At 73.2% G+C, this 17,192-nt stretch carries 10 protein-coding genes; all 10 read left to right on the top strand.

Annotation, left to right across the window (positions count from 1 at the left end):
- Positions 1-144 precede the first annotated feature (144 nt).
- The 10 genes from WME85_RS32820 to WME85_RS32775 all read left to right on the top strand — a co-directional run bounded on the left by WME85_RS32820 (position 145) and on the right by WME85_RS32775 (position 17,171).
- Entirely contained in the window at positions 145-4,881 is a 4,737-nt protein-coding gene (locus WME85_RS32820) for an nSTAND1 domain-containing NTPase (RefSeq protein ID WP_437827046.1), read from the top strand.
- A 326-nt stretch (positions 4,882-5,207) separates the two neighbouring features.
- Positions 5,208-5,732, top strand: a complete 525-nt coding sequence (locus WME85_RS32815) for a hypothetical protein (RefSeq protein ID WP_437302977.1) — start codon at positions 5,208-5,210, stop codon at positions 5,730-5,732.
- Complete coding sequence (locus WME85_RS32810) at positions 5,713-6,090, top strand: hypothetical protein (protein ID WP_437827045.1); 378 nt, start codon at positions 5,713-5,715, stop codon at positions 6,088-6,090. The genes WME85_RS32815 and WME85_RS32810 overlap by 20 nt, the downstream gene beginning before the upstream one ends.
- 17 nt (positions 6,091-6,107) lie before the next feature.
- Positions 6,108-8,588 (top strand): SpoIIE family protein phosphatase, encoded by a 2,481-nt coding sequence (locus WME85_RS32805; RefSeq protein ID WP_437827044.1) that lies wholly within the window; start codon positions 6,108-6,110, stop codon positions 8,586-8,588.
- A 271-nt stretch (positions 8,589-8,859) separates the two neighbouring features.
- On the top strand, positions 8,860-9,384 hold the full coding sequence (locus WME85_RS32800) for a hypothetical protein (RefSeq protein WP_437827043.1): 525 nt from the start codon (positions 8,860-8,862) through the stop codon (positions 9,382-9,384).
- Positions 9,365-9,742: a hypothetical protein gene (locus WME85_RS32795; protein ID WP_437827042.1), complete on the top strand. Its 378-nt coding sequence runs from the start codon at positions 9,365-9,367 to the stop codon at positions 9,740-9,742. The genes WME85_RS32800 and WME85_RS32795 overlap by 20 nt, the downstream gene beginning before the upstream one ends.
- A gap of 17 nt (positions 9,743-9,759) precedes the next feature.
- Positions 9,760-12,303, top strand: a complete 2,544-nt coding sequence (locus WME85_RS32790; RefSeq protein ID WP_437827041.1) for a SpoIIE family protein phosphatase — start codon at positions 9,760-9,762, stop codon at positions 12,301-12,303.
- A 457-nt stretch (positions 12,304-12,760) separates the two neighbouring features.
- Positions 12,761-13,138, top strand: a complete 378-nt coding sequence (locus tag WME85_RS32785; protein WP_437752251.1) for a hypothetical protein — start codon at positions 12,761-12,763, stop codon at positions 13,136-13,138.
- 17 nt (positions 13,139-13,155) lie between these two features.
- A complete protein-coding gene (locus WME85_RS32780; protein ID WP_437827040.1) occupies positions 13,156-15,633 on the top strand; it encodes a SpoIIE family protein phosphatase in 2,478 nt (825 codons plus the stop codon).
- 17 nt (positions 15,634-15,650) lie between these two features.
- Positions 15,651-17,171 carry a pyruvate kinase gene (locus WME85_RS32775; RefSeq protein WP_437827039.1) on the top strand — a complete coding sequence of 507 codons (1,521 nt, stop codon included), beginning with the start codon at positions 15,651-15,653 and terminating at the stop codon, positions 17,169-17,171.
- Positions 17,172-17,192 lie beyond the last annotated feature (21 nt).

The raw sequence follows: 17,192 nt of genomic DNA, 5'->3' as shown, positions 1-17,192 counted from the left end.
CGGCCCCCGCGCGCGGGGCAGCGGCCCATCTGTCGCTCGCCCTTCGCGATGAGCCGCGGCGCGCCCGACCGGGAGGCCGCGGTCCGGTACGGCGACGGACGGACCGTCCACCTCGCCGCGCGCCGGTGATACCGTCGTCCTGCGATGGACCGCACGCTCGTCGATGAGGGCAGCTCCTCCCGCGATCCGGGCGCCGTGCCGTTGCCCCCGGGCGGGCTCGGGCACGCGTCGGGCGACGTGCTCGACCGCCGGTACCGGCTGCGCGTGCGCCTCGGCCGCGGCGGCTTCGGCGACGTGTGGCGCGCCGAGGAGCTCCTGCCCGACGGCGCCCCGTTCCGCGAGGTCGCCCTCAAGCTCCTCGTCTCGGACTTCGCCGACGCCGCCGACTGGGCCGACGAGGCCAAGCTCCTCGCCTCGTTCCGCCACCCCTCGCTCGTCACCATCTACGCCGCGGGCATCCTCCACGGCGCCCCGAGGACCCCGTTCGTCTCGATGGAGCTCCTCGAGGGCAGGAACCTCGCCGACCTGATCCGCTACCGGCGCCGCATCCCCTGGCGCCGCGTCGTGGCCTGGGCCCGCGACGTCGCCGGCGCGCTCGACGTCATCCACGCGCGCGGCGTCGTCCACCTCGACCTCAAGCCCGCCAACCTGTTCCTCACCCAGGACGGCACCCTCAAGGTCCTCGACTTCGGCATCTCGCGGCGCGCAGGCGCCCCGCCGGGCGGCCCCACCTCGCGCGCCCCCGCGCCCCCGGCCGTCAGCATCGGCGGCGGCAGCGGCAGCGGCGGCAGCGCGGGCAGCGGCAGCGGCGACGCCGGCAGCGGCAGCGCGGGCAGCGGCGGCGGCGACGCCGGCAGCGGCGATCTCGGCACCGCCGCCTTCCTCGCCGAGCGCGACGTCTACGCCTCCACCCGCCGCGCCTTTGTCGGCGCGGAGAGCCCCGCCGCCGCGCGCAACGTCATCGGCACGCCCGGCTTCATGGCCCCCGAGGTGCTCGAGATGGCCGAGCCCACCGCCGCCACCGACGCCTACGCCCTCGCCGTCTGCATCGCGCAGCTCACGACCGGGCGCCTCCCGCACGACGTCCCCGACGAGCCCAAGGACTGCTCCGATCCGTCGAGCGTCACCGCGTGGTGGACCGAGCTCCGCAACGCGACCCTGCGCGGCGCCATGCGCGACCTCGGGCGCGACCCCGCCCAGCTGCCGCGCGGCCTCGTCGCGCTCCTCGAGCGCCTGCTCTCCGTCGACCCCGCGCACCGGCGGGTCGCGCCAGGGCGGCTGAAGCAGCTGCTCGACGAGGTCTGGGAGCGACCCCACGGCGTCCCCGACCGGCCCTACCGGGGCCTCTCCCCCCTCTCGTCCGCCGACGAAGGGCTCCTCTTCGGGCGCGACGACGACATCGCGCGCCTCGGGCGCGAGCTCGAGTTCGAGCCGTGCGTCGTCCTCCAGGGGCCGCGTGGCTCCGGCAAGACCTCGCTCGCCTCCGCCGGCCTCGTGCCCCACCTCGCGCGCCGCCACGCCGACCACAAGGACGACTGGATCGAGGCGCGCCTCACCCCCGGCGCCGATCCGGACGGCGCCCTCGCCCGCGCCCTCGCCGCCGTCTCGCCGGAGCTCGAGGCCGCCGACGTCGCCGAGCTCACCCGGTTCTGCATGGCGTCCGCCGTCGGCGTCGCGCTCGTCGTCGACCCGATCGCGCCCCTCGGCGAGGGGCGGCTCGCCGCGCTCGTCGGCGCGCTCGCGACCGGCGAGGCGCGGCGCGGGCTCCGCCTCGTCGGCGTGCTCGACGAGGCCGACGAGCGCGCCGCCGCGCTGCTCGCCTCGCCCGCGGGCGAGGGCCTCCGGGCGGCGCTGCGCTACGTGGGGCCGCCCGCCGCCGCCGCCGTGAAGGACCTCGTCGCCGGCCCCGCCAGGCTCGCCGGCGTCGAGGTGCGCGGCCTGACCCAGGTCGCGGCCGAGGTGCAGCGCGAGCTCCGGAGCGGCGGCGCCGCGCTCTCCTTCGTGGCGCTCGCCCTCGCCGAATGGTGGGAGAGCGCGGTCGGCGCGCGCGGAGCGCGCGACGGGGACAACCCGCGCGCCGCGCGCGCCGCGCACACCGCGCACACCGCGCGCGGCCCCCTGCGCGGCGAGGCCTGGCAGGAGCTCGGCGGCGTTCCAGGCGCCGTCGCGCGGCACGCCGACGCGGCCCTCGCGGCCTTCGCCCCCGAGGACCGCGCCATCGCCGACGAGGTGATGCTCCGCCTCGGCGCCATGGACGGCTCGCGCGTGCGCTGGGTCGAGGCCGAGCTCGTCGAGGCCGTCGCCGCCCCGCCCGCCGAGGTCGACAGGGTCCTCGGCGCCCTCGAGCGCGCGCGCCTCCTGAGCCGCCGCGACCGCTCCGTCGAGCTCGCCCACGGCGCGCTCGTCTCGAGCTGGCCCCACCTCGCGTCCACCCGCGCGCTGCACATGGACCGGCTCATCCTGCTCGAGCGGCTCCGCGAGGCCGCCGAGGTGTGGGACCGCTCGGGAGAGCGCCCCGACTTCCTCCTGCGGAGCGACCTGCTCGACCAGGTGACCCGGGGCGCGGCCGACGTGGCGCGCCTGCCCCGGCGCGAGCAGGCGCTCGTGCGCGAGAGCCTCCGGCGCGCCCGCGCCCGGCGCGCCAGGAAGATCGGCGCCGTCGCGGCGCTCGGCCTCGCCGCCTTCGCGGCGGTCGCGGGGGAGCGGTGGGTCGCCGCGCGCCAGGCGAGCGCCGAGGCGGCGCGCCACGCTGCCGAGGAGCGCGCCGACCTCGCGGAGCTCGTCGGCAAGGCGCGCCGCACCGAGGACCCGTACCACCGCGCCGCGTGGATCGCCGCGGCCCTCGCGCGGCGCGCCGACGACGCGGCGCTGCCGCTCGACCTCGCGACGGCGGCCATGGGCCTGCCGCGCGCGCACTTCCTGACCGTCGACAGCGTGGTGGCGCCGGCGCTGCCCTGGGACGATCGCTGGGTCGTCGCCGGCGGCCCCGGCGGCGCCCTGCTCGTCGCCGACCTGCGCCCGCCCGACCCGGAGGTCATCGACGACGTCGCCCTCGACGCCGACCCGGAGAGCGTCGCGCGCGCCAAGTCGCCGCGCGTGCTCGCCCTGCGCCCGCACGACGCCCCGCACGTGGAGCGCGTGCCGTTCGCGTTCGACACGGCGCTGGCGACGCGCTCGGTCACGGGCGAGGTCCGCGTCTTCCGGCTGCGCGAGGGCGGCACGGTGGCGCTGGCCGCGATCGCGCCGGTGCGCTGCAGCAGCGCCGTGCAGGCGGCCGAGGCGGCGCCCGTGCTCGCCTGCTCCTCCGACGGCGGGATCGCGCGCTGGGACATGCGGCGCGGCGCCGGCGCGGACGCCGTCGACCGGCACCCGTTCCGCGGCAACGTGCTCGGCGTCTCGCCCGACGGCGCGCGCGTCGCGGCGGTGCTCGGGCGCAAGGCGCTGCTCTGGGAGCCGGGCGCCGGCGCGGCCGCCGAGATCACCCTGGCCGCCCCCGCCGTGCTCGGGCGCTTCAGCCCCGAGGGCCCCGCGATCGCGCTCGTGCAGCAGAGCCGGACGTCGATCTACGCCTTCGATCGGCCCGGCGCGCCGCTCCTCGAGCTCGACACGGATCCGGCGCCCGCGTCGGCGCGCTGGGACGCCGGCGGGCTCGACCTCGGCGTGTGCGGCAGCGGCGGCAGCGTCTGGCACTACCTCCGCAAGGGCGGGCGCGCCCCGGGCGACCCGCCGCCCGAGGGCTCGCCGTGCGAGGCGCCGCCGGGCCAGCGCGCGCCGCGGCCGCTGCGCGAGCGCGGCGAGGCGTCCGACGTCGCCGAGCGCGACGTCGGCCCGCACGTGCTGCTCGGCGCGTGGCGGCTGCCGGACCGCCGCGTGCTCACGCGCGACCTCGTCCTCTTCAGCCCGGGCCCGCCCGCCGCGGAGCGGCTCCTCCGGTTCGAGGGGCTCGACCCGCTGGGCGGCCCCGAGGGCCGCGCCCCGGGCGACTCGGCCGCCGCGGCGCTGCGCGTCGGGGGGACGGTCGCCTTCCAGGTCGGCGGCGAGGTGCGCCTCTACAGCGAGGGCTCGCGGCGCCGCACGGCCGCGGGGCGAGGGCACCTGCTCCGCGCGTGCGACGACGGGCGCGTCCTCGCCTACCGCAGGGACGAGGGCGTGTGGACGCTGTTCGACGCGGCGACCGGCGCGGTCGTCGAGGCGGTGCCGAGGGCGCCCGCGTTCGTGCTCGGCGTCGACGCCGCGTGCCGGACGCTCTACACGCAGGAGCTCGACGGCAACCTCGTCGCGACGTCGCTCCGCGACCTCTCGTCGCGCACCATCGCGGTGACCGACGGGTACGTCTACGAGGCGCGCCCGAGCCCGGCGCGCGGCGACGTCGGCCCCGGGCTGTGGCTCGCGTTCAGCTCGGGCGCGGTGGCGCGCATCGACGAGCGGCGCGGCGAGGTGCGGGTCCTCGGGTACGCCACGCCGCGGGCGACGGCGATCGCCGACGGCCCCCTGCCGGGCGACGCGGCGTTCGCGGACGCGACGGGCGTCGTCGTGGTCCGCCGCGCCGGCCTCGCGGAGCGCGTGCTCGAGGGCGTGACCGGGGCGGAGTGGGAGGACATCGCCGCCGCGCCCGACGGCAGGACCCTGCTGCTCTCGTCGGCCGACCGGATCGCCGTGCTCGACCTGGAGCGGCGCGAGATCGTCGGCGCGATGCCGTCGGAGGGCCGCGAGCGGCTCGCGCCGTGGGACGCCGAGGGCTCGGTGCTCTCGTGGTCCTTCGGCCGCGTGGGCGGGCCGAGCGGCTTCATCGTGCCCAGGGGGCTCGCCCTCTCGCAGCGGGTCGGGGACGCCGTGTCGAACCTGAGGGCGCAGGGCAAGCGCCTCGTCGCGCGCCAGTGAGCGGGCAGGCGCCGGTCAACGTGGTCTCCTGCACCACGTGCCTGGAAGATCGCGTGAGCCACTGCGGTGGAAGCTGGAAGCTGGAAGGCTGATGGCTCCCCCGCGCGCGGCGCCTCGCCTGTCAAACGCGCTATCCGTCGAGCCGCCGCGGGCGCCGCGAGCGCCGCGAGCGCCGCGAGCGCCGCGAGCGTCGCGAGCGTCGCGCAGCCCGCTACGCCGCGGCCCGCGCGGCGGACGTCACATTGTAGGGCGCGCGCTCACCTCCGCGATCGCGCGGGGGCGTAAGGGATTGGATCCGCTCCGGGAACGCCGTAGCCTGCTCCATCGTGCCCGAGCCCGAACCGAGCCAGGATGCCGCATTGTTCCTCTGCATCACGTTCTTCCCGAGCGAGCGGCTGGCCACTGCGGTGCTCCGGCTGGTCTCCAGCTTCTGCGGGATGGTGCTGGACGATGCCAGTGTGAGCTCGCGGTTCTACATGGCCGCCCACGAGCTCGCCGAGAATATCACCAAGTACTCCGCCGGCCCCCGCGTCAGCCTGGAGCTCGCGCTGGAGGAGCACGAGAGCTCTTACATCATGAAGATCCGCGCCCGCAACGAGGCGTCCCCGGAGCGGCTGCGCGAGGTGGAGCGGCGGCTGCTCGAGCTGAAGACAGCGAGCGATCCGGTGAAGCACTACGACGACCTCATCTGCGAGACAGCGATGGTGGAGGGGGTTTCGGGGCTCGGCCTCGCGCGGGTGCGCGCCGAGGGCGGGCTCGACGTGGACTACAAGATCGAGGGGAACGAGCTGACGATCATCGCGCACGCGCCGGTTGGGAGATGGAGGGTTGATGAGCAGCTTAAGGGTTGATTCCGTCGTCACGGACAGCTTCGGGATCGAGCCGGCCCTGAGGGACGACACCCTCAGCGTCAAGCTCACCGGCACGGGCGACATGGCGGCGGCCGCGCCGCTCGGCTCCTATTTCAAGACCCTCCAGGCGGAGGTGATACGCCTGTCCGTGAGCGCCGTGGAGTTCGACGTGAGGGCCCTCTACTTCCTGAACTCGAGCTGCCTGAAGGCGTTCATCAGCTTCATCTGCGGCCTCGGGAGCCAGGGGATGAAGTGCAAGATCCAGTTCCTCACGGACGCGCGGCTCGGGTGGCAGCGGCGGAGCCTGACGGCCCTCGAGCGCATGTCTCCTGAGCTCGTCTCGATCGCCGACTCCTGACGCGAGGGCCGCAGCTCATGACCAGGAAGCGCCGGACGATCGCCCTGCTCGTGGATTACATACGAGGCGAGTACCAGTCCGACGTGCGCTTCGGCATCGAGCGCTCCGCCGAGGCGCACGACGTCAACCTGGTGATCGCCTTCGGGGAGACGCTCGCGCTCGCGGGGTCGGCCAGCGCGGCCGGGTCGGCCCAGAACAGCATCTATCAGCTCATCGGCCCCGAGACGGTCGACGGCATCATCGTCGCCTCGACGACCCTCTGCCACCACGTCGGTATCGAGGGGATGCAGCGGTTCTGCCGGTCCTACGCGCCGCTGCCCGTCTGCAGCATCGGGACGGCGATAGAGGGCATCCCGAGCCTCATCGTCGACAACTCCGTCGGGATCGAGCTCGCGGTCGCGCACATGGTCGACGACCACGGGCGCCGGCGCGTCGCGTACATCGGCGGGCCGGCCAACAACGAGGAGGCCGAGGTGCGCGCCAGCGCCTACTGGAGGGCGCTCGCGGACCGGGCGCTGCCCTTCGACGAGCGCCTCTTCGCGACCGGCGCGTTCACGATCGACACCGGGCGCACGGCGATGCGCGAGATCCTCCACCGCGGGGTGCCGTTCGACGCCGTCGTCGTCGCCAACGACAACATGGCCCTCGGGGCGATCGAGGAGCTCGCGGCGCACGGCCTGCGCGTCCCGGCGGACGTGCTCGTGACGGGCTTCGACGACGCCGTCATCGCCCGCTTCACGAAGCCGTCGCTGTCCACCGTCCACCAGCCGATCAAGCGGCTCGGCGCGCGCGCGGCCGACGCGCTGCTGCGGATGATGGACGGCGAGCCCGTCCCGGAGCGCAGCCTCTTCCCGGTCGAGCTCATGCTGCGCGAGTCGTGCGGCTGCGGCTACAGCGCGGAGGCCGCGGGCGTCCCGTCGAGCAGGGCGTGGCGCGAGCCGCTCCCGCCCCCCGGCCAGCGGGCGGACCTGGAGCGCCTCCTCGAGAAGAGCGTCGCGATCCCGGCCGGCTCGCTCGACGGCTGGGCCGGCGAGCTCCTGTCGGCGCTCGAGGAGGAGCTCGCCGGCAAGGAGGGCCGCTTCCTGCGCGCGCTCGAGGCGCTCCTCGACGCGGCCGGGCGCGAGGGCGCGAACCTCGAGCACTTCCAGGGCGTGATCACGCTGCTCCGCGAGCGGTTCCGCCGCGGGCCCGGGGACGCTCGCGACGGGGCCGCGGCGGACGCGCTCGAGCGGCTCTGGCACGCGGCGCGCATCGTCATCGGGAGCGCGGCCGTGCGCGCCGAGGGGCAGCAGCGGCTGAACGTGGAGCTCGCGTCGCTCTACCTGAGCTGGAGCGCGCGGAGCTTCTCGACCTGCCTGAGCCTGCCCATCCTGAGGCGCATGATGGCGTCGGAGCTGCCGAGGATGCAGTTCTCGCGCGTCGCCGTGTCGCTGTACGACAACCCGCAGCGCACCACCATGAAGCCGCTCTTCTTGCTGGAGGACGGCCGCGAGGTGGAGCCGCCGCAGGTGAGCTTCCCGGCGCGCCGCCTCGCGCCCCCGGGGTTTTTGGCGGGCGACGAGCGCAGGAGCGTCATCGCGCTCCCGGTCGCGTTCGGCGACACGGAGAAGTTCGGCGTCGCGGTGTTCGACAGCGGCGCCAACGAGATGGTCTATGACGCGCTCCGCCTCCAGATCGGCTCCGCGGTGAAGGCCGCGGCGCTGCACTGGGAGGTCGTGCGGCAGGTGGAGCTGCGCGAGCGGCTGGAGCAGGAGCGGGTCCGGCAGGAGAGCGTCGTGGCGGCGCGCATCCAGACCACGCTGGTGCCGGCGGAGCTCTCGATCGAGGGACTCGAGATCTCCGCCATCATGCAGCCGGCGGCCGAGGTCGGGGGCGATTACTACGACGTGCTCGCGACGCCCCAGGGCGGCTGGCTCGGCATCGGCGACGTGGCGGGGCACGGGCTCGCGGCGGGGCTCGTGATGCTGATGATCCAGAGCATGATCTCCGCGCTGACGCGCAGCGACCCGGACGCCAGCCCGGGCGCCGTCCTCTCCGCGGTCAACGCGGCGGTGTACGACAACGTCCGCAGTCGCCTGAAGCGGGACGAGCACGCGACGCTGCTGCTCCTGCGGTACGAGCAGACCGGGCGGGTGACGTTCGCGGGGGCGCACGACGACATCATCTTGTGCCGCGCGCGCACGCGGCGCTGCATGTGCATCCAGAGCTCCGGCGTCTGGATCGGCGCGCTGCCCGCCATCGAGGCGATGACGAGAGACGCCGAGTTCGCGCTGGAGGACGGCGACGTCCTCGTGCTTTACAGCGACGGCGTGACCGAGGCGCGCAACGCGCAGCGCGAGCAGTTCGGCCTCGAGCGGCTGTGCGCCACCATCGAGGCCGCGCAGGCGGCGCCCGTCGAGGCGATCCGCGACCGGATCCTGAGGGAAGTCGAGGGCTGGTGCCCGAGCCCTGACGACGACATCACGGTCGTCGTGGCGAGGTACAGCGCGCCTGCATAGCTGTGGGTAGTGGTCTCATTTGCCCAGAGAGAGTTCACATGAAGGCGGGAAGGCGGGAAGATCATTGAGCTTTTCTTCCCGCCCTCCCGCCTTCATGTTCAAATCCGACCACCACCTAGCTGTGGCTCGCGGCCACCGGCTCACCTACATGAACGCTATCACGGCCAGGCGAGGCCAGGCGCGGCGAGGCGGCGGCGCGGCCAGGTGACGCACGGCGACGCGCGCAGAAGGGATTGGATCCGGCTCGCGAAAGCCGTACGCTGATCGCATCGTGTCAGTGTCCGAACCGAGTCCGAGCGGCTCACTGTTCCTTTGCATCACGTTCTATCCGACCGAGCGGATGGCCAACAGCGTGCTTCGGCTGGTCTCCTGCTTCTGCAGCATGGTGCTGGACGACGCGAACGTGAGCTCGCGGTTCTACATGGCCGCGCACGAGCTCGCCGAGAACATCATCAAATACTCCTCCGGCCCGAAGGTCAGCCTCGAGCTCGCGCTGGAGGAGAGCGAGAGCTCGTGCGTCATGAAGATCTGCGCGCGCAACGAGGCGTCGCCGGAGCGGCTGCGCGAGGTGGAGAAGCGGCTCTTCGAGCTGAAGACAGCGAGCGATCCGGTGAAGCACTATGATGAGCTCATCTGTGAGACAGCGATGCTGGAGGGGGTCTCGGGGCTCGGCCTCGCGCGGGTGCGCGCCGAGGGCGGGCTCGACGTGGACTACAAGATCGAGGGGAACGAGCTGACGATCATCGCGCACGCGCCGGTTGGGAGATGGAGGGGTGATGAGCAGCTTGAGGGTTGAGCCCGTCGTCACGGACAGCTTCGGGATCGAGCCGGCCCTGAGGGACGACACCCTCGGCGTCAAGCTCACCGGCACGGGCGACATGGCGGCGGTCGCGCCGCTCGACATGTTCCTCAAGGACATACAGTCAGAGGCGACGCGCCTGCGCGTGAGCGCCGTCGAGTTCGACGTGCGGGCCCTCTACTTCCTGAACTCGAGCTGCCTGAAGGCGTTCATCAGCTTCATCTCCCGCCTCGGGGCCCAGGGGCTGAGGTGCAAGATCCAGTTCCTCACGGACGCCCGGCTCGGGTGGCAGCGGCGGAGCCTGACGGCCCTCGAGCGCATGTCTCCAGATCTCGTCTCGATCGTTGACACGTGACGCGAGAGGCGCAGGGGATGGCCAAGAAGCGCCCTAGGATCGCCCTCTTGATGGACTACGTCGGGGGGGACTACCAGTCCGACCTGCGGTTCGGGGTGGAGCGCGCCGTCGAGGCGCACGACGTCAGTCTCCTGGTCGCCTTCGGAGAGACGCTCGCCCTGCCAGGGGCGATGGGGTCAGCGCAGAACAGCATCTATCACCTCATCGGGGCGGAGACGGTCGACGGGGTCATCATCGCGGCGTCGTCCCTCTGCCACCACGTCGGCATCGAGGGCATGCGCGAGTTCTGCCGGGCCTATCGGCCGCTGCCCGTCTTCAGCATCGGGATGGCCATCGACGGTATCCCGAGCATCGTGGTGGACAACGCCGTCGGGATCGAGCTCGCGGTCGAGCACATGGTCGATGTCCACGGGCGCCGGCGCGTCGCCTACATCAGCGGGCCGGCCAACAACGAGGAGTCGAGGGCGCGCGCCGACGCGTACATGAGGGCGCTCGCCGCGCGCGGGGTGCCGCAGGACGAGCGCCTCTTCGCGTTCGGCGCGTTCACGATCGACACGGGGCGCACCGCGATGCGCGAGATCCTCGCCCGCGCGGGCGACATCGACGCGGTGGTCGCGGCCAACGACAAGATGGCGCTCGGCGCGATCGAGGAGCTCGAGGCGCGGGGCCTCCGCATCCCGGAGGACGTGCTCGTCTCCGGCTTCGACGACGCCGCCATCGCGCGCTTCTCCAGGCCGTCGCTGACCACGGTCCGCCAGCCGATCAAGCGGCTCGGGTCGGTCGCGGCGGACATGATGGTGCGCATGCTCGGCGGCATGGACGTCCCGGACACGACGCTCCTCGGCGTCGAGCTCACCTGCCGCGAGTCGTGCGGCTGCGGGGCCCAGGCGAGCTCCTCGCTGGCGCCGCCGGGCGACTCGACGCGGGGCGGGGCGCGCTGGCTCGCCGGACAGCGGGAGTCGCTGGAGCGCGCGCTCACGAGGAGCGTGGCGATCCCGACCGGCTCGCTCGACGGCTGGCCCGGCAAGCTCCTGTCGGCGCTGGAGGACGAGCTCGCGGGAGGCGAGGCGGCCGAGGGGCGCTTCCTGCGCGCGCTCGAGGCCACCCTCGACGCGGCGAGGCGCGAAGGCGCGATCCTCGATCACTTCCAGGGCGTGATCTCGCTGCTCCGCGAGCGGCTCTGCCGGATGCCCGACAGCGACGGCGGCCGCGAGCTCCGCGAGACCCTCGAGCGGATCTGGCACGCGGCGCGGGTCGTCGTCGGGAGCGCGTCCGTGCGCGCCGAGGGCGAGCAGCGGCTGAACGTGGAGCTCGCGTCGATGTACCTGAGCTGGACGTCGCGGAGCTTCTCGACCTGCCTGAGCCTGCCTGTCCTGAAGCGCGTGATGGCGTCGGCGCTGCCGAGCCTGGACCTCTCGCGCGTCGCCGTGTCGCTCTACGAGGGCGCGCACTCGATGTACTCGATGCACGCATCGCACGCATCGCACGCATTGCACGACGCGCAGCGCACCCTGATGAAGCCGCTCTTCTTGATGGAGGACGGCCGCGAGGTGGAGCCGCCGCAGGTGAGCTTCCCGGCGCGCCTCCTCGCGCCCCCGGGGTTCCTGGACACGCCGGACCGCAGGACCCTCATCGCGCTCCCGGTCGCGTTCGGCGACACGGAGAAGTTCGGCGTCGCCGTGCTCAGCAGCGGCGCGAACGAGCTCATCTATGACGCCCTCCGCCTCCAGCTCGGCTCCGCGGTCAAGGCCGCGGAGCTGCACCGGGAGGTCGTGCGGCAGGTGGAGCTGCGCGAGCGGCTGGAGCAGGAGAAGCTGCGCCAGGAGAGCGTGGTGGCGGCGCGCATCCAGACGACGCTGGCCCCGGAGGAGCTCTCGATCGACGGGCTCGAGCTCGCCGCCGCGATGATCCCGGCGGCCGAGGTCGGCGGCGACTACTACGACGTGCTCGCGACCCGCCAGGGCGGGTGGCTCGGGATCGGCGACGTGGCGGGGCACGGGCTCGCGGCGGGGCTCGTGATGCTGATGATCCAGAGCATGGTCTCGGCGCTGACGCGCAGGGACCCGGGCGCCAGCCCGGCCGCGCTGATCTCGGCGGTCAACGCGGCGGTGTATGACAACGTCCGCAGCCGCCTGAAGCGGGACGAGCACGCGACGCTGCTGCTCCTGCGGTACGAGCGGAGCGGGCGGGTGACGTTCGCGGGGGCGCACGACGACATCATCGTGTGCCGCGCGCGCACGCGGCGCTGCGTGTGCATCCAGAGCTCCGGCGTCTGGATCGGCGCGCTGCCCGTCATCGACGCGATGACCCGAGACGCCGAGTTCGCGCTGGAGGACGGGGACGTCCTCGTGCTCTACAGCGACGGGGTGACCGAGGCGCGCAACGCGCACCACGAGCAGTTCGGCCTCGAGCGGCTCTGCGCCGCCGTCGAGTCCGCCCAGGGCGCGTCGGTCGAGGCCCTCCGCGACCGGATCCTGAGGGACGTCGAGGGCTGGTGTCCGAGCCCGGACGACGACATCACGGTCGTCGTGGCGAGGTTCCGCGCCCCTCGGTCGGCCTGATCCCGCGCGCCTGGCGCCTTCAGGCGCGACTCGGCCCGCGTATGGTAGTGCTCAAATCTGGCCGGAGAGAGTTCACATGAAGGCGGGAAGACGGGAAGATCATTGATCTTTTCTTCCCGCCTTCCGGCCTTCATGTTCAATTTTGAGCACTACCCCGCGTATCGGACAGCGGCGGCGCGCCGCGTGCGACTGTTTGCCTGCTCACACAGCTGTCCTCGGGGCAAGGGAATTGGATCCAGTGCAAGAACCACGTACGCTGGTCGGGTCGTGTTAGCTTCCGAACCGAGCCAGAACGCGTCGACGTCCTGTGCGTCAGGTTTTCCCTGTCTGAACGAATGGCTATCTTGGTGTCACGGCGAGTGTCCAGCTCCCGCGCGACGGCGCGTGACGGTCCGAGCGCGAGCGCGCGGTGCTTCAGGGCGGCGCGAGGTCGCCGGGTCCGGGAGGTGGAGGGGTGATGAGCAACTTGAGGGTTGAGCCTGTCTTCACGGACAGCTTCGGGATCGAGCCGGCCCTGAGGGACGACACCCTCAGCATCAGGCTCAGCGGGACAGGCGACATGGCGGCGGCGCCGTCGCTCGGCATCTGCCTCAAGGCCCTTCAGGCGGAGGTGGTGCGCCTCTCCATCAACGTCGTCGAGTTCGACGTGAGGGGCCTTTACTTCCTGAACTCGAGCTGCCTGAAGGCGTTCATCAGCTTCATCTGCGGCGTCGCGGGCCAGGGCCAGAAGTGCAAGGTCCAGTTCCTCACGGACGCCCGGCTCGGCTGGCAGAGGCGGAGCCTGACGGCGCTCGAGCGCATGTCTCCGGAGCTGGTCTCGATCGCTGACACCTGACCCGTGAGCCGCAGGAAATGACGAAGAAGCGCCGGACGATCGCCCTCGTGATGGATTATGTGCGCGGCGAGTACCAGTCCGCGGTGCGGATCGGGGTCGAGCTCGCGGCCGAGGCGCACGACGTCCACCTGGTGATCGCCGTCGGCGAGGCGCTGACCGGCCACAGCCCCACCGAGATCGCCCGGAGCAGCCTCTATCACCTCGTCGGCCCGGAGGCGGTCGACGGCATCGTTGTCGCCGCGGCGACGCTCGGCAACCACGTCGGCTTCGAGGGGGTGCAGAGCTTCTGCCGTTATTACGAGCCGCTGCCCGTGTGCAGCATCGGGATCCCGATCCCGGGCGTGCCCAGCATCCTCGTCGACAACGGCCTCGGGATCGAGATGGCGGCCGGCCACCTGCTCGACGACCACGCGTGCCGGCGCGTCGCCTACATCGGCGGCCCGGTCAACAACGGGGAGGCGAGGATCCGCGCCGAGGCGTACCGGAGGGCGCTCGCCGCGCGCGCGCTGCCCTACGACGAGCGGCTCGTCGCGAGCGGCGCGTTCACGATCGACACCGGCCGGGACGCGATGGCCGAGATCCTGGCCCGCGGGGTCGAGCTCGACGCGGTGGTCGCGGCCAACGACAACATGGCCCTCGGCGCGATCGAGCTCTTGAAGGCGCGGGGCCGCAAGGTGCCCAGGGACATCCTCGTGTGCGGCTTCGACGACGTCGGCGTGGCGCGCTACGCGAAGCCGTCGCTCACCACGGTCCGCCAGCCGATCAAGCGGCTCGGGGAGCTCGCGCTCGAGACGGTGCTGCGCATGCTCGACGGCGAGCGCGTCCCCGAGCTCAGCATGCAGCAGGTCGAGCTCACGCGGCGCGAGTCGTGCGGCTGCTCGTACCACGCCGTCGCTTCCCTGGGGCCGCTCACGCGCCCGCCGCCGCGCCTCGGGGCGGTCTCGCTCGGCGACCGCCGCGACGAGCTGGAGCGCGCGCTCGAGCACGCCGTGGGCGTCCCGGCCGCCTCGCTCGACGGCTGGTCCGGCGAGCTCCTGTCGGCGCTGGAGGAGGAGCTCGAGGGGAGCGAGGGGCGCTTCCTGCACGTGCTGGAGCGGCTCCTCGACACGGCGGCGCGCGAGGGGGTGTTCCTCGACCTGTTCCAGGGCGTGATCACGCTGCTGCGCTCGCGGCTCCGCCGGCCCGCCGGGGACCCGGCCGGGGCCGCCGCGAACGAGTCCCTGGAGCAGCTCTGGCACGCCTGCCGCATCCTCATCGGGAGCGCGTCCGTGCGCGCCGAGGGGCGCCAGCGCCTCGACGTCGAGGTCGCCTCGATCGGCCTGAGCTGGAGCGGGAGGTGGTTCTCGACGTGCCTGAGCCTCCCCCTCTTCAAGCGCATGCTGGCCTCCGAGATGCCCAGGCTGCACTTCAAGCGCGCCGCCGTCTCGCTCTACGACGACGCCCAGCGCGCCACCCTGAAGACGCTCTTTCTGATGGAGGACGGCCGCGAGGTGGAGCCCCCCGCGGAGCGCTTCCCGGTGCACGCCCTCGCTCCGCCCGGGTTCCTGGGCTCGCACGAGCGCGCGAGCACCGTCGTGATGCCGATCACGTTCGGCGACTCCGAGTTCTTCGGCATCATCGCGCTCAACAGCGGCGTGAACGAGATGGTGTACGACGCGCTGCGGCTCCAGTTCGGCTCCGCGGTGAAGGCGGCGGCGCTGCACCGGGAGATGGTCCGCCAGGTGGAGCTGCGCGAGCGGCTGGAGCAGGAGAGCGAGCGGCAGGAGACCGCCCTCGCGGCGCGCCTCCAGACGACGCTGGTGCCGGAGCAGCTCGAGGTGGAGGGGCTGGAGCTCTGCGCGGCGATGACGCCGGCCGCCGAGGTGGGGGGCGACTACCACGATGTCATCGCGACGCCCGGGGGCGGGTGGCTCGGGATCGGCGACGTGGCGGGGCACGGGCTCGCGGCGGGGCTCGTGATGCTGATGATCCAGAGCATGGTCTCGGCGCTGACGAGCCGGGACCCGGGCGCGAGCCCGAGCGAGCTCCTCGCGGCGCTCAACAAGGCGGTGTTCAAGAACGTCCGCGGCCGCCTGAAGCGGGACGAGCACGCGACGCTGCTGCTCCTGCGGTACGAGCGGAGCGGGCGGGTGACGTTCGCGGGGGCGCACGACGACATCATCGTGTGCTCCGCGCGCACGCGGCGGTGCGTGTGCATCCCGAGCACGGGCGTCTGGATCGGCGTGCTGCCGGTCATCGACGAGGTGACGCGGGACGCCGAGTTCTTCCTGGAGGACGGGGACGTCCTCGTGCTCTACAGCGACGGGGTGACCGAGGCGCGCAACGCGCACCGCGAGCAGTTCGGGCTGGAGCGGCTCTGCGCCGCGATCGAGGCCGTCCAGGTCGCGCCCGTCGAGGCGATCCGCGACCGGATCCTGAGGGACGTCGAGGGCTGGTGTCCGAGCCCGGACGACGACATCACGGTGGTCGTGGCGCGGTACCGCGCGCCCGCGTAGAACCCGGAGACCGCGCCATGACTCATCCTGAAAGGCACGTTGTCGAGGACGTCCTCGCCGCCGTCGAGGCGCTGCGCGGGAGCGCCGTCGAGCATGAAGAGCATCACCGGGAGCTGATCGAGGCGGTGCACCCGAGGCACCGGGCGGGGGCGACGAACCTGCTCCACTACCTCGCCGTCCGGCAGCGCGACATCCGCGATCTGCAGCGGCAGCTCGCGTCGCTCGGGCTGAGCTCCCTGGGGCGGCTGGAGCGGTGCGCGCTCGCCTCCCTCGACGCCGTGCTCGTCGCGCTCGACGCGCTCGCCGGGCGCCCCGCGACGCGGTCCGACGGCGCGCGCCCCACCTCGTTCGACTCGGGCGAGTCGCTGCTCGAGGAGCACGCGCGGGCGCTGCTCGGCGAGGGGAGGCCAGGGCGCCGGACGCGGGTGATGGTCACGCTGCCCGCCGACGCGCGGAAGCGCGACCTGAAGAGCCTGCTCGAGGCGGGCATGGATGTCGCGCGCATCAACTGCTCCAAGGGCGACGCGGGCGAGTGGTCCGAGCTCGTCGCGCGGCTCCGGAGGGCGGGGCAGGAGACCGGGGTGGCGTGCAAGGTCCTCTGCGACATCGCCGGGCCCAACCCGCGCGTGAGCAAGGTCGACGGGGACTCTGCGCGGGTCACGCTTCTGTCGTCGGGCGCGTCGGGCGCGCAGCCCGGGTTCTGGCTCTGCAAGGACGTGAAGGACGCGAAGAGGGCGCGCGCCTCGGCGGACGGCGCCGGGGCCGAGGCGGCGCTCGCGGTCAGCTGCACCATCCCGGAGGTCGTCGACCACCTGAGGCCCGGGCACAGGGTGTTCTACGACGACGGGCGGCTCGGGGGCACGGTCAAGCTCGCGGCCGAGGGCGCGGCGCTCGTGGCGGTCGATTTCGCGCGCCAGGGCTCGGTGAAGCTGAAGCCGGGAAAGGGCCTGAACTTCCCGGACACCGAGCTCGGGATCCCGCCGCTCGCGCCGAAGGATCTCGAGGATCTCGACTTCATCGCGCGGCACGCGGACATGGTGGGGCTCTCGTTCGTAAGGTCTCCTTCCGATGTGGAGCGCCTCCAGGCGGAGCTCGCCGCGCGCGAGGCCGCGCACCTCGGGCTGGTGCTCAAGATCGAGACGACCCCGGCGTTCTCGCGGTTCCCGCGGCTGCTGCTCACGGCGATGCGCAGCGAGAACGTGGGGGTGATGCTCGCGCGCGGCGACATGGCGGTGGAGATGGGGTTCGTGCGGCTGGCGGAGGTGCAGGAGGAGCTCCTCTGGCTCTGCGAGGCCGCGCTGGTCCCGGCGATCTGGGCGACGCAGGTGCTCGAGAGCCTGAACAAGACCGGCGTGCCGACGCGCGGCGAGGTGACGGACGCGGCGATGAGCTCGCGCGCCGAGTGCGTGATGCTCAACCAGGGCGAGAACATCGTCGCGACGGTCGACTTCGTGGTCGACGTCCTCCAGCGCATGCACGAGCACCAGGACAAGAAGCGGGCGCTCATGCGACCGCTCAGCGTCTCGCGGCTCGACTGAGGCGTCGCGGCGAGGGAGCGG

It is taken from the genome of Sorangium sp. So ce1153 (assembly GCF_051521595.1).
Lineage (GTDB): Bacteria > Myxococcota_A > Polyangia > Polyangiales > Polyangiaceae > Sorangium.
This window is presented reverse-complemented; position numbering and strand designations above follow the sequence as displayed.